13 protein-coding genes are annotated in these 13,416 nt (G+C 69.1%); 3 read left to right on the top strand and 10 right to left on the bottom strand.

The annotated features are described in order from the left end of the window. Position 1: 1 nt before the first annotated feature. The 10 genes from IPF36_RS06435 to IPF36_RS06390 are packed head-to-tail and all read right to left on the bottom strand — an operon-like array spanning position 2 to position 10,769. Positions 2–664 carry an RraA family protein gene (locus tag IPF36_RS06435; RefSeq protein WP_133096381.1) on the bottom strand — a complete coding sequence of 221 codons (663 nt, stop codon included), beginning with the start codon at positions 662–664 and terminating at the stop codon, positions 2–4. Positions 665–669: 5 nt separating this feature from the next. After that, the gene (locus tag IPF36_RS06430; RefSeq protein WP_195427601.1) at positions 670–1,332 is read right to left on the bottom strand and encodes an RraA family protein; all 663 of its coding nucleotides are present in this window, start codon (positions 1,330–1,332) and stop codon (positions 670–672) included. A 37-nt stretch (positions 1,333–1,369) separates the two neighbouring features. Next, positions 1,370–2,377, bottom strand: a complete 1,008-nt coding sequence (locus IPF36_RS06425; protein WP_195427600.1) for a protocatechuate 3,4-dioxygenase — start codon at positions 2,375–2,377, stop codon at positions 1,370–1,372. A gap of 15 nt (positions 2,378–2,392) precedes the next feature. Further along, positions 2,393–3,622, bottom strand: coding sequence for a CaiB/BaiF CoA-transferase family protein (locus IPF36_RS06420; protein ID WP_133096384.1), 1,230 nt, complete (start codon positions 3,620–3,622; stop codon positions 2,393–2,395). A gap of 17 nt (positions 3,623–3,639) precedes the next feature. Next, entirely contained in the window at positions 3,640–4,047 is a 408-nt protein-coding gene (locus tag IPF36_RS06415; protein ID WP_135705423.1) for a Zn-ribbon domain-containing OB-fold protein, read from the bottom strand. Positions 4,048–4,051: 4 nt separating this feature from the next. After that, positions 4,052–5,215 (bottom strand): thiolase domain-containing protein, encoded by a 1,164-nt coding sequence (locus IPF36_RS06410; RefSeq protein WP_135705424.1) that lies wholly within the window; start codon positions 5,213–5,215, stop codon positions 4,052–4,054. 19 nt (positions 5,216–5,234) lie between these two features. Then, complete coding sequence (locus IPF36_RS06405; RefSeq protein ID WP_133096387.1) at positions 5,235–6,215, bottom strand: Bug family tripartite tricarboxylate transporter substrate binding protein; 981 nt, start codon at positions 6,213–6,215, stop codon at positions 5,235–5,237. 42 nt (positions 6,216–6,257) lie between these two features. Beyond that, complete coding sequence (locus tag IPF36_RS06400; protein ID WP_195427599.1) at positions 6,258–7,385, bottom strand: acyl-CoA dehydrogenase family protein; 1,128 nt, start codon at positions 7,383–7,385, stop codon at positions 6,258–6,260. Between the two features lie 14 nt (positions 7,386–7,399). Beyond that, complete coding sequence (locus IPF36_RS06395) at positions 7,400–8,596, bottom strand: acyl-CoA dehydrogenase family protein (protein ID WP_195427598.1); 1,197 nt, start codon at positions 8,594–8,596, stop codon at positions 7,400–7,402. A gap of 10 nt (positions 8,597–8,606) precedes the next feature. Further along, positions 8,607–10,769, bottom strand: a complete 2,163-nt coding sequence (locus IPF36_RS06390) for an acetate--CoA ligase family protein (RefSeq protein WP_195427597.1) — start codon at positions 10,767–10,769, stop codon at positions 8,607–8,609. A 470-nt stretch (positions 10,770–11,239) separates the two neighbouring features. Here IPF36_RS06390 and IPF36_RS06385 point away from each other — a divergent pair, with 470 nt between their 5' ends. From IPF36_RS06385 to IPF36_RS06375, 3 genes are read left to right on the top strand one after another with little or no spacing between them, the layout of a single operon-like run. Next, a complete protein-coding gene (locus IPF36_RS06385) occupies positions 11,240–11,992 on the top strand; it encodes a GntR family transcriptional regulator (RefSeq protein WP_135705427.1) in 753 nt (250 codons plus the stop codon). A gap of 11 nt (positions 11,993–12,003) precedes the next feature. Further along, positions 12,004–12,405: a RidA family protein gene (locus IPF36_RS06380; RefSeq protein ID WP_135705428.1), complete on the top strand. Its 402-nt coding sequence runs from the start codon at positions 12,004–12,006 to the stop codon at positions 12,403–12,405. A gap of 5 nt (positions 12,406–12,410) precedes the next feature. Next, positions 12,411–13,415 (top strand): amidohydrolase family protein, encoded by a 1,005-nt coding sequence (locus IPF36_RS06375; protein WP_133096394.1) that lies wholly within the window; start codon positions 12,411–12,413, stop codon positions 13,413–13,415. Position 13,416 lies beyond the last annotated feature (1 nt).

Below are 13,416 nucleotides of genomic sequence, written 5' to 3'. Positions count from 1 at the left end.
CTCATGCCCCTTTCGTCTGCAACTGGTGATAGCGGAACTGGCGGCGCGCCTCGTCCAGGCGCATGCCGCCGCGCACGGCTTCGCGGATCGCGTTCTCGGCATGCTCGACGGCCTCGGCCGTGTCCAGCACCGCCGCTTCATGCTCGCGCGGGATCACCACCACCCCATCGGCATCGCCGCGCACGATATCGCCGGGCTGCACGCGCGCATCACCGATATTGACGGGGATATTGGTGGCTTCCACCTGCACGCGGTCCTTGCCGGTGCGCATCCAGTGGTCCTTGCTGAAGACCGGGTAGCCGAGCTGGCGGCACAGCGCCACGTCGCGGCACACGCCGTCGATCACGGTGCCGGCGATGCCGCGGCGGTGCGCGATCTCGGTCAGGATGTCGCCCCACACGGTGGCGTTGTCGCGCCCGCCGTTGTCGAGTACCAGCACGCTGCCCGGCGGCACGTCGTCGATGTAGTCGCCCACCGTGCCCGGCGGGTTGGAAGCCGGGCCGTACAGCAGCGTCCACGCGCGCCCCGCCATGGCAAAGCTGTCGCCGCGCGGCTTGATGCGGTAGCACTGCCCGGCGATGCCGAGCTTGTCGAGCGCGTCGCTCAGGGTGGCGGTATCGAGCCGCGCCGCGCGGCCCACGTTGATGTCCGTTGATTCGCTCATGGTCGTCAATCCTTCAGCATGTGTTCGTAGTTGCCGCCCATCACCTGCCCGATCGGCGTGCCGGCCAGGATGGCCTTCGACATGGCGGACTCCTTGAGGACGATGGCCTCGGCGGTGTCGAGCACGCGCTCGATATCGCGCGCCGCGATGAAGATCACCGCGCTGCGGTCGGCAAGCACGTAGTCGCCGCCGGCCACGGTCACGTCCGCGATCTCGACCGGCACGTTGGTGCCCTTCTCCACCACGCGGCCGCGTGCGGTGAAGGACGTCAGGCCCCGGCTGAACACCGGGAAATCAAAGGCGATGGCCTCGTCGATATCGCGCACGGGGCCATCGGCGACCACGCCGGCCACGCCGCGCACCTTGGCGCCCAGCGACAGCAGGCCGCCCCAGCTGCCGGCTTCGACGCCGCTGCGCTGCTCGACCACGATGATGTGGTCGGGGCCGGCCGCTTCGATGGCGGTGCAGCCCAGGTGCCGCACCGGCCCCGCCGGCGGCGCGCCGGTGCCGAGCTTGACGGTGATGGCGCGGCCGGCAATGCGGCCGGCGCCGCTGCGCTGCGGCAGGCCCGTGACCACGCCGGGCAGTTGCAGCTTGTCGAGCGCGTCCGAGACGGCGCAGCAATCGAGCCGGCGCAGGCGTTGTACGTAGGAATCAGGTTGCGTCATGGTGTTGTCTTGGCTTGTCTTGTGTGGCGGGATCCGGTCAGCCCAGCGTGCGCCAGGCGGCGAAGCACAGGCCGGTGCCGGTCAGCGCGGGGGTGCGGTAGCCTGGCACGTAGCTGACCCATTCCAGGTCCAGCTCGCGCACCGCTTCCACGGCGATCAGCCAGTTGCGGATCTCGGAGCTGCCGGCCTGCAGCTGCTTCGGATCGAGCGAAGCCAGGAAGGCGGTGTCCTTGTTGCGGATGGCGGCGATGATGGCTTCGTCCAGCGTTTCGTCCACCACGAAGTGGCTCAGGCCGCCGGAGGCCAGCACGCCCACGCGCAGGTCTTCCGGGTAGCTGGCGATCAGCTCGCGCAGCGCGGTGCCGAGCTGGATGCAGCGCCGCGGCGTGGGCTGGTTGGGCGGATCGAAGGTGTTGACGATCACCGGCACGATCGGAACCACTGGCCGGTAAATGTCCTGCAGGTAGCGGCGGTGGATAAACGAGAAGGCATGGCCCTCGAACTGCCCGCGCTCCAGGCCGTCCATCGCGGTGATGTCGAAGTCGCGGTCGCACAGCGCGCGGATCAGCCAGCGCGCCAGCGGCGCATGCACGGGGTAGTCGCGGTCGGCGTCGGGCTCTTGCCGCGCCATGCGGGCCTTCTTGTACCAGCCGTCGTTCGCGCCCACGTCGCGCCTGGCGTTGCGGATGGTGTCGCCGTAGTAGATCGCGAAGGCCGGGTTGTTGGTGGTGCGGAACAACTCGGTCTGGTCGTCGCCGACCACCAGCAGCACGTCCAGCCGGGCGGCGTGGATACGCTCGCGCAGCTCGTCCATGGCGGCCTCGGCACGGTCATAGCGCTCGCCCATGCGATCGGGCGTAACCATGGACTCGGCCTCGGCCGGCGCCGCGGCAAGCAGCTTCTCGTAGGTGGTGGGCTCGCCCGCGCGGTCGAAGTAATACGGGTTCTTGGGATCGACCTGCGGGAAGCCGTATTGCCAGTCCTCGCGCTGGGCGGCCAGCATGATGCTGTGTGAAGAGCCGAATGCGGCAACGATTTTTGCCATGGAAATGTCCTTCGATCAGACGATGAATGCCGCGCGCAGTTCGGCGATGCGCGCCGCGCTGTAGCCAAGCTCCGCGAGAATGGTGTCGGTGTCGCCGCCCTGTTCGGGCGCCATGCGCGGCGGCGCTTCGCGCGGATAGCGCGACAGGCGCATGGGCTGGCCCACCAGCGAGACCTCGCCCAGTTCCGCATGCCGCATCGGCCATGCCATGCCCAGGTGGCGCACCTGCGCGTCGGCGAATACCTGGTCGATGCCGTGGATCGGCCCGCACGGCACGCCGGCCTTGAGCAGGCGCTCGGTCCATTCCGCGGTGGTGCGCCCGCGCAGCGCGGCGGCGACTGCCGCATTGACCTGGTCGCGGTTGCGCACGCGTTCCGGGTCCGAGCCCATGCCCGGCTCGTCGACGAGATGCGGCACGTCGAGTGCCTCGCACAGCCGCTTCCACATGGTCTGCCCGATCGCGGCGATATTGAGGTAGCCGTCCCGCGTGGCAAACACGCCGGTGGGCACGGTGAGCGGATGCTCGTTGCCGCTCTGCGCCGGCACCTTGCCGTCGATCAGCCATTGCGCGGCCTGGAAGTCCAGCATGGCGATCTGCGCTTCCAGCAGCGAGGTCTGCACCCACTGCCCCTGGCCCGACGCTTCGCGTTCGAGCAGCGCGGTCAGGATGCCCATGGCGCAGAAGTGGCCCGCGCACAGGTCGGCAATGGGAATGCCTACCCGCATCGGCCCTTCGCCCGGCTTGCCGGTCACGCTCATCAGGCCGCCCATGCCCTGCGCGATGGAGTCAAAGCCCGGCCAGCCCGCATAGGGGCCGTCCTGGCCAAAGCCGGAGATGCTGGCGTAGACCAGGCGCGGATTGATCTCGCGCAGCGCATCGGGCCCGATGCCAAGGCGATGCTTCACGTCCGGCCGGTAGTTCTCGATGAAGACATCGGCGCGCCGGACCAGGTCATGCAGGATCGCCACGCCCTGCGGCGACTTCATGTTGAGCGTCAGGCTTTCCTTGTTGCGGTGCAGGTTCTCGTAGTCGGCACGGTTGTGGTCGCGCCCGCCGATCATGTCGTCGCCGCCGGGTGCGCCGGGCGGGATCTCCAGCTTGATCACGCGCGCGCCCATGTCGGCGAACAGCCGCACCGCGGTGGGGCCGGCCCGCACGCGCGAGGCGTCGATCACGGTGAAGCGCGACAAGGGGCCGTGGCGCTTCGGCTCCGCCTGCCGGGGATTGGTTGCGTTGTCTTCCATCTTCAAGCTCTCCCAGGTCATGCGGGTGTGAACATTGGCACCGCGTGGCCGCCATCGCTCGCCCTGAACACCACCCGCACGCGCTGGCCGATGGCCAGCTCGCGCGGATCGCAGTCCACCAGGTTGCTCATCATGGTCACGCCCTCGTCGAGCTGGATGAAGGCCAGCGTGTAGGCCGCCTCGGCCCGCCCCATGGTGCTGTACGAATAGACCGTGCCGTGGCCGCTGGCCTCGCGCCATTCGGTGCGCAGGGACTGGCAGTGCGGACAGACGTCGCGCGGGTAGTGATGCGCCTCGCCGCAGTCCAGGCAGAACTTGACCAGCAGGCGGCCCTGGTCGGCGGCCTCCCAGAAAGGAAGGCTCTCTGCCAGCGTGCGCGGCGCGGGGATCCTGCGCGCGGCGGTGTTGGTAGTCGTGGTGCTCATGGTTTCAAACCCTTTCCAGGATGAGCGTGGCCGCGGTGTGGCGCGAGGCAAGCGCGCCGCCGATGCCGCTGGCCAGCGCCAGGTCGCAGTTCTTGACCTGCACGGCGGGATGCGCTTCGCCGCGCAGCTGGCGGACGGCCTCGATCACCTTGGTAACGCCGCCGCGATTGGCCGGGTGGTTGTTGCACAGCCCGCCGCCGTCGGTGTTGAAAGGCAGCCTGCCCACGCCGGAGATCAGGCCGCCGTCGGCGACGAATTTGCCACCCTCGCCCTTCTTGCAGAAGCCGAGGTCTTCCAGCTGCATCAGCACGGTGATGGTGAAGCTGTCGTAGAGCGATGCGTACTTGATGTCGGCCGGCGTCACCCCGGCTTCGGCGAATGCCGCGGGGCCGGACCACGCGGCCGCGGACCAGGTCAGGTCGATCTTGCCGCCCATGGCGTGCTTGGGTGCCTCGCCAGCGCCCTTCACCTTGACCAGCGGGCGCTTGAGCTGCCTGGCGATCTCGGGACGCGCCACGATCAGCGCGCCGCCGCCGTCGCTCATCACGCAGCAGTCGAGCCGGTGCAGCGGATCCGAGACCATGGGCGAATTCACCACGTCTTCCACCGTCACCACATTGCGCAGCATCGCGTGCGGGTTGTGCCGGGCATGGTGCGAGGCGGCAACCTTGATCCACGCCAGCTGCTCGCTGGTGGTGCCGAATTCGTGCATGTGGCGCCGGGCCACCAGGCCATACAGATTCTGCGTGGCCGGCCCGAACGGCAACTCGAAGGCCAGCTCCGGCGCGTCCGGGTCCGGCGCCTTGAGCGAGAGCGCCGCGCCCGCCGCGCGGGGGCGCCCGGCCAGCGTGATCAGCGCCACGTTGCAGCGCCCCGCGGCAATCGCCTCGGCGGCGTGGGCCACGTGCAGGATCGGCGCCGAGCCGCCGCATTCGGTGGAATCGACGTGGCGCGGGCGCAGGCCGAGGTATTCGACGATGGTGGTGGTGCCGAGCCCCGGCGCATCGCCGGCGCAGAAGTAGCCGTCGATATCGCTCGCCGAGAGGCCGGCATCGGCCAGCGCCCCGAGGGCGACGTCGGCGTGCAGGCGGGCAACGGAAAGATCGTCGGCCTTGCGGGTGGGGTGCTCGTAGGCCCCCACGATGTATGCGGATCCGTTCAGAGTCATAGCGGGATGGATGGAGGGGTCACTGTTCGGGCTTGAAGCCGCTGGCCTTGATGACGGGGCCCCAGTAGGCCAGCTCTTTGCGCTGCAGGCGGTCCAGGTCCGCGGCGTCGCGGTAGTCCGGCTGCAGCACCGCCTTTTCTTCCAGCATGCTGCGCACGTCGGGCATGGCCAGCACCTTGCCGAGCGCCGTCTGCATGCGTTCGAGTTCGGCCTTGGGCGTCTTCGCCGGCGCCCAGACGCCGGTCCAGGCCTCGCCGGCATCTACCTTGACGCCCTGCTCGGCCACCGTGGGCACGTCGGGCAGCAACGGCGAGCGCCTGGCGCCGAACACGCCGATGATGCGCACCTTGCCGCCGCGCGTGTGCGGCAGGATGTCGCCGGCGGTCATCACCGCGGCGGCCAGCTGGCCGCCGATCAGGTCTGTCGCCAGCGGCCCGTTGCCCTTGTACGGCACCACGTTCAGCGGCACGCCGGCTGCCTTGCCGAACTGCAGCCCGGTAAAGTGCGTCTGGCCGCCAAGGCCGGCGCTGCCGAACACGGTTTCCTTGGGATGCGCCTTGAGCCAGGCCACGTATTCCCTGACGTTGGTCACGCCGGTCTGGCTGCTCACCACCAGCGCCAGCGGGTAGGAAATCACCACGGCGACGGGGCTCAGGTCGGTCAGCAGGTCGTACTTGAGCGTTGCCGGCGGATAGAGCAGCGTCGGGAAGATCGCGGTGGCATTCGGCGCGACCATATAGGTCAGCCCATCGGGCGCGCTGTGCTTGAGCATGCCGGTGGCGATGCGGCCGCCCGCGCCGGGCTTGTTGTCGACGATCACCACCTGGCCGAGCACGCCTTGCAGCTTGTCTGCCAGCACGCGGGCGACGGTATCGGTGGAGCCGCCCGGCGGAAAGCCCACCAGCAGCCGGATCGGCGGCTTTTCCTGGGCGTGGGCCGCGAGGCAGAAGCCCAGCGCCAGCGCGCAGCACACCGTCCTGAGGGTCTTGAAAATGGCCATGCCTTGTCTCCTTTTATCGTTTTGGATGCGCCGTCCGGGCGGCTACGCTTGTCCGCCGAAGCGGCGCAGGTGATGCGAGGCGTCGCCGAACAGCTGGTTGATCACCATCAGCCGCTTGGCGTAGTGCCCCACGCGGCATTCGTCGGTCATGCCCATGGCACCGTGCATCTGGATGGCCCACTGCCCGAGCTGGCGGCCGGCCTGGCCGGCCAGCACCTTGGCCGCGGACACCAGCCGGCGCCGTTGTGCCGGCTCGCCTTCCTGCACCGCCATGGCGGCCGCGCAGGCCATCGACTTGCCCTGCTCCAGCGCGATCAGCATGTCGGCGATGCGGTGCTGCAGCACCTGGAACTTGGCCAGCGTGGAGCCGAACTGCTTGCGGGTCTTGAGCTGCTCGGCAGTCAGCTCGATCAGCGCTTCCAGCGCGCCCACCGCCTCCGCGCACAGCATGGCGCTGGCGCGGTCGGTGGCGGCCTCGACCAGTGGCAGCGCTGCGCCGGCCTCTCCCACCAGGGCAACGGCCGCTACGCGCACGCCACGCAGCGTCAGGTGTGCGGCGCGGCGCCCGTCGAGCGTGCTGAATTCCCTGAGCGAAAGGCCCGAAGTGCCCGCCTCGACCAGAAAGAGCGAGAGGCCCGCAGCATCGTCGGCATCGCCGGCGGTGCGCGCGACAACCAGAAACACGTCCGCGCTGCCGGCCTCCAGCACCAGGGTCTTGGTGCCGTCCAGCACCCAGCCAGCGCCATCGCGCCGCGCCAGCGTGGTGACGCGGGACAGGTCGTAGCGCGCATCGGCTTCACTGCATGCCAGCGCCATGCGCGCTTCGCCTCCGGCGAGGGCCGGCAGCCAGCGTTGTCGCTGGGCCTGGCTGCCCGCCTCGTCCAGCAGCTGGCCGGCCAGCACCACGCTGGAGAGCCAGCCCGCGCCACCCAGCGCGCGGCCGAGTTCCTGCGCCACCAGCATCATTTCCACGGGGCCCTGCGCACTGCCGCCGACATCGTCGGCCAGCGGCAGCCCGAGCAGGCCCAGATCGGCCATGCCGGCCCAGCGCGCGGCGGCCAGTTCCGCCGGCTCGGCCTCGCCGCGTTGGTGGGCGGGATACTCGCCGTCGCAGAATCGGCGCACCGCATCGCGCAGCGCCAGGTGTTCGTCGCTAAGAGAAAAATCCATGGTCGGGTACGGTGTCAGGCCGAAAGGAAGGCCTTGCTGATCAGGTTGCGCTGCACTTCATTGACGCCGCCGTAGATCGACAGCTTGCGCGCATCGAGGTAGTTGGCCGCCAGCGCGGCGAGCTCCGGCGGGCTGGCTGCGTCCGCGCCATCACCGGCACCACCCAGCAGCGCGGCCTCGTCGAACGGCACCGCATGCGGGCCGGCGATTTCCACCAGCAGCTCATAGATGGCCTGGCGCAATTCGGTGCCGCGCACCTTCAGCATCGAGGCCTCGACGGCCGGCACGCGGCTTTGCTGGTTCGGGCTCAGCAGGCGCAGCGCGGTGAATTCCAGCGCCATCAGCTCGATCTCGAACTGCGCGAGCCGCGACTGCAGTACCGCGTCGTGCTCCAGTCCCTGCTGCACCGCCAGCGCACGTGCCCGCTCGAGCTGCTGCTTGCACGAGCCGATGCCGGCGATGCCGGTGCGCTCATGGCCCAGCAGGTACTTGCCGTAGGACCAGCCCTTGTGCAGCTCGCCGACCAGGTTCTCGACCGGCACGCGCACGTTGTCCAGGTAGCACTCGTTGAGGTCGGTGCCGCCTTCGAGCATGCGGATCGGGCGCACTTCCACGCCGGGCGACTTCATGTCGATCAGCAGGAAGGAGATGCCCTCCTGCGGCTTGGCGGCATCGGGATCGGTGCGGACCAGCGCGAACATCATCGAGCACCAGTGCGCGTAGGAGGTCCACACCTTGTGCCCGTTCACGACGAAATGCTTGCCGTCGGATTCCAGCACCGCCGTCGTGCGCACCGCTGCCAGGTCCGAACCGGCTCCCGGCTCTGAGAAACCCTGCGCCCACCAGGTATTGCTCTGCCGGATGTCCGGCAGGTATCTGGCCTTTTGCTCGGGCGTGCCGAAGGCAATCAGCACCGGGCCCAGCATCTGGATACCGCTGGCGATGATGCGCGGCGCGCCGCCGAGCATGGTCTCTTCGTCGAACAGGTAGCGCTGCACGTGGGTCCAGCCCGGGCCGCCGTCCTCGACCGGCCAGCCCGGCGTGAGCCAGCCGCGCGCTTCCAGGATGCGGAACCAGGTCACGTAGTCGGCGTGTTCGAGGCGCAGGCCGAGTTCGACCTTGCGCTTGATGGCGGCCGGCAGGTGCGCCTTCACGAAGGCGCGCACTTCCTGGCGAAAGGCTTCTTCTGCGGGGGAAAATGTCAGTCTCATCGTGCTTGCCTCATGCGTGCGGCTTCATGACCACCGCCTGCGGCTGCAGGACCACCAGCGCATCCAGCGCCAGCACGCGGTCCGGGTAGGCCACCAGCGGATTGATGTCGATCTCCGCAAGCCCGGGATTGGCCCGCATCTGCTCGCCGATCAGCGCGACCACTTTGGCGATGGCCGCGGTGTCGACCGCAGCCGCGCCACGGATGCCGCGCAGCAGCGATGCCGCCTTCAGCCGGCCGAGTTCCTGCAGGATGTCGGCCTCGGCCAGGTCGGCCGGCAGTAGCCGCACGTCCTTCAGCGCCTCGATCCAGATGCCGCCCAGGCCCACCAGCACCACCGGCCCCCAGTCGGCATCGCGCCGCGCGCCAACCACCAGTTCGAGCCCGCGCGGGCCCATGGCCTCGACCAGCACGCCGTCCAGGCGCAGGCCGGGACGGTGCTTGCCGATGTTGTCGTGCAGCTGCTGCCAGCCGGCACGCAAGGCCGCCTCGCCCGCCAGCCCGACGATCACGCCGCCGACGTCGCTCTTGTGCGGCAGCTCGCTGGCCTGCGCCTTGATCACCACCGGATAGCCGATGCGCGCGGCCACTGCGACGGCCTCGTCCGCGGTGGCGGCGAGGCCACCCTGCGGCACCGGCAGCCCGGCGCCGGCGAGCCAGGCCTTGCCCTGGTACTCGGCAAACACACCCGAGGGTGGCACCGGGCCGGGCAGCGGCAGCGCCCGTGGCGGGCCCTGCGTGGCACGGTGCGCACGCTGCAGCGCCTCGCCGTAGGCGGCCACGCGCGCCAGCGCGCGCAGCGCGCGGTCCGGCGAACGGAAGAACGGCACGCCGCTGGCGCGGATCGCCTCCACGAAGAACGGTTCGATCGGTCCGCTGTCGCCGGTCACCACCAGCACCGCCGGCTTGTCCGCGCGGGCCAGCGCCGGCACGATGTGCTCGGCCTTGTCGCGCTGGGCCACCTCCGGGCCGGCCGGAATGCCCAGCACGATGCTGCCGATGTTGGGATCGGCCAGCATGGTCAGCAGGATGTCGCCGATCAGGCCGGGCTGGCGCACGCCGATGGTGGTGTAGTCCAGCGGATTCTCCGCGACGGCATAGCCGGGCAGCATTTCGGTAAGGCGCTGCGTGGTCGGCGCGGTCAGCGCCGGCAGCTCCAGGCCGAGTCCGTCGCAGAAGTCGAGCGCGATGTTCTTCATCGCACCCGATCCGGTCATAAAGGCCGGCCCGCCGCTGGGCGGAACCGGAAAACGCAGCAGGATCGCCGCTGTGTCGAACAGTTCGTCGAGCGCATCGACCAGCACCACCGCCTCGCGCGCCAGCAGCACCGACGCCGTGGCGTGGTCGCCGGCCAGCGCGCCGGTATGCGACTGCGCGGCCTCGCGCGCCCGCGCACTGCGGCCCGGCATCAGCATCACCACGGGCTTGCCGGCGGCGCGGGCTGTGCGCGCCAGCTGCAGGAACAGGCCCGGCCTGCGCACCTGCTCGGCGTAGACCGCGATGACGCGCGTCTGCGGATCGGCGATGTAATACGAGAGCACGTCCTCGATGCCGACCGACGCCTCGTTGCCCGTGGACACCGTGGCGGTCATCGGCAACCCGCGGCCGATGAAGGCATCGCGCAGGTTGGCCGCCATCGCGCCGCTCTGCGCCACCACGCCGATGCCGGGACGGCCGCCGCAGGGATATGGCTGCACCGGCTCGAAGGTCACCGGCACGCCGGCCTCGAAGTTGGTGAAGCCCATGCAGTTGGGGCCCAGCAGCAGGATGCCGGCCGCACGCGCGGCGGCAGCCAGCTCCTCCTGCTTCGCACGGCCTTCGTCGCCGGTCTCGGCATAGCCCGAGGCAAACAACACCGCCGCGCTGGCACGGCGCTCGGCCAGCGCCCGCACGGCATCCAGCACGCCGGCTTCGGGAATCGCCAGCACGGCCAGGTCGATGCCTTCCGGCAGTTCATCCACGCTCTTCACGCAGGCACGGCCGTTGATCTCGGTACTGCTGCGGCTGACCAGGTGGATGGCGCCGGCATAGCCGAAGCGCTCCAGGTTATCGAGCACGAAGCCGCCAAACGACCTCGGGTCCGCCGAGGCGCCGACGATGGCGATCGAACGCGGCTTCAGGATGCGATCCACCGGCACCAGTTCGGATGCAGGGGCGGGAGTGTGACTGTTCATGGAATTGCAGCTTCCAGTTGGATGGTGCGGCCCGGGCCATACAGGCCCCACGCAGCCATGGTTGGTTCGTGACCGGGTTGGTTGAATTCATTCTGGCATACCAGAACACCAATTTCAACACACCACATAAATTTCTTGGCATTCACCGATCGGTGTTTTCCCTAGGCGAAGATTGCGCACCCGAGCGCGGCGCGGCGCCGAAGGCACTGCTTCCCAGGCCGCTTCCGCAGCAACAGATTAGGACGCGCTTTCCGCACCAGCAAAGGCTTTGCTGCGAATTCCGAGCCGGAGCAACAGCTTGCCGAGGCGGCGACGGCATGCATCGATGGGCCCGAAACCAGCACTTTGCCAGCGGCGTATCAGCCTCAACCTAACTGGATGCCTGAAATCTCTGTTTGCATACCACAAATCATGTGTTGTATATTTTTTCGCATACAGAGCTGGCTTCGCCCCGACAGAAAGAAACGCCGATGACTCCGCACACTCCTCACCCGCACACGCCCGCCCCGACGGCAGGCACCGGCGCTGCTGACGCCCCGGCACGTGCCGGCCTGGCCAACGACATACGGGCCACGCTCGAGGATGAGGTCGAGAAGGGTGTGCTGACGCCCGGCGCGCTGCTGGACGAGCGCGCGCTGGCAGACCGCTTCGGCGTGTCGCGCACGCCGGTGCGCGAGGCGCTGCAGCAACTGGCCGCGCGCGAGCTGGTATGCATGTCGCCGCGCCAGGGCGCCACGGTGGCGCGCATGTCGATCGCCAGGGTGCGGGCGATGCTCGAGTACGTGGGAGAACTGGAGGCGCTGAGCGCCAGGCTGGCCGCGCGGCGCATCGACGAAACCGTGCAGGCGGCGCTGGACGAGGGTCTGCGCTGCTGCCAGGCAGCCGCCGACAGCGGCGACGCCGCCGGCTACGCGGCCGCCAACGTGGTGTTCCACGAGGCCATCTATGCCGGCAGCCGCAACGACTTCCTGGCCGACCACATCCGCCACGCGCGCCGGCGCCTGCAGCGCTACCGCACGCGCGACTTCATCAGCCCGGCGCAGATCGCCAGGTCGCTGCACGACCACCAGCAGATCGCCCGCGCCATCCAGGCCGGCGACGAAACCCAGGCCGGCAAGGCGATGCTGCTGCACGTGCCGGCCGGCACCACCGGCTTTTCCGAATTCCTGGCCACCGTGCCCCGCCATTTCTTCGACGGCGACCACGGCGCCGACATCTCCTGACAGAGGACTCCATGACCCGCCCGGCTCGCTCACTCGATGTTCCCGGCCTCGCGCACAAGGCTCCGATCCCGGTCGGCGCGCGCGTGGGCAACCTGATCTGCACGTCGGCGATCGCCGGCAAGGATGCGCGCACCGGCGAGCTGCCGCCAGACGCCGCCGCGCAGGCCGCGCTCGCCTTCCACAACCTGCAGGGCGTGCTCGATGCCGGCGGTGCCTCGCTCGCCGATGTGCTCAAGCTCACCGTGTACGTGAAGGACGACAGCGTGCGCGATGCCATCAACGGCGCATGGCTGCGCTGCTTCCCGGACCCGCGCGACCGCCCCGCGCGGCACATCGTCGTGCACGACCTCCAGCACGGCATGTTGCTGCAACTCGAATGCCTGGCCGTGGTGGCCAGCGATACCCAAGGCTGAAACCCATGATCATCGATTCCCACGCCCACATCGTCATGCCCCCCGAAAGCTTCCGCTACATGGCGGAACTGGTCGGCGGCCGCGCCAACCCCTCGACCACGCCGCGCATCCCCGATGAATCGGTGCGCAAGGTCGCCGAGGAGCTGGTGCGCAGCATGGACAACGTCGGCACCGACGTGCAGTTCATCTCGCCACGCCCCTACCTGCAGATGCATTCGGTCAAGCCCGGCCGCGTCACGGAACTGTGGTCGCGCCACTGCAACGACCTGATCGCGCGCTTCGTCGAGCTGTTCCCCGACCGCTTCCGCGGCGTGGCGGGCCTGCCCCAGTACATGGACGAATCGCCGGCGCTGCGCGCGGTGCCCGAGCTGGAACGCTGCGTCAAGGAACTGGGCTTTGTCGGCTGCCTGATCAATCCGGATCCCACCGAAGGCGAAGGCCCGACCCCGCCGGGGCTGGGCGACCCGTTCTGGCATCCGCTTTACGACGCCATGACGCGACTGGACGTGCCGGGCCTGATCCACTCCGCGGGCAGCTGCAGCGCGCGCGAGTCGTACACGCTGAAGTTCATCAACGAGGAAAGCATCGCCATCGTCTCGCTGCTGGGCGCCAAGGTGTTCGACAAGTACCCGGACCTGAAGATCGTGGTGGCACACGGCGGCGGCGCGATTCCCTACCAGATGGGCCGCTTCCGCGCGTGGAACGTGCGCAAGGGCGAAGCCACCAGTTTCGACGACCAGCTCAGGCACCTGTACTTCGACACCTGCAACTACTCGCGCGAGGCGATCGAGCTGCTGCTCAAGGTGGCCGGCACCGACAACGTGCTGTTTGGCACCGAGAAGCCCGGCACGGGTAGCGCGCGCGACCCGGTCTCGGGCCGCGACTTCGACGACATGAAGCCGGTGATCGAAAGCATCGACTGGCTGACCGAGGAACAGCGCCGCAATATCTTCGAGTGCAACTGCACCCGCCTCTACTCACGCGCCTTCCGCAAGGACGAGGAGTGCTGAC

The sequence above is a fragment of the Cupriavidus sp. IK-TO18 genome, from assembly GCF_015549295.1.
Classification (GTDB): domain Bacteria; phylum Pseudomonadota; class Gammaproteobacteria; order Burkholderiales; family Burkholderiaceae; genus Cupriavidus; species Cupriavidus oxalaticus_A.
This window is presented reverse-complemented; position numbering and strand designations above follow the sequence as displayed.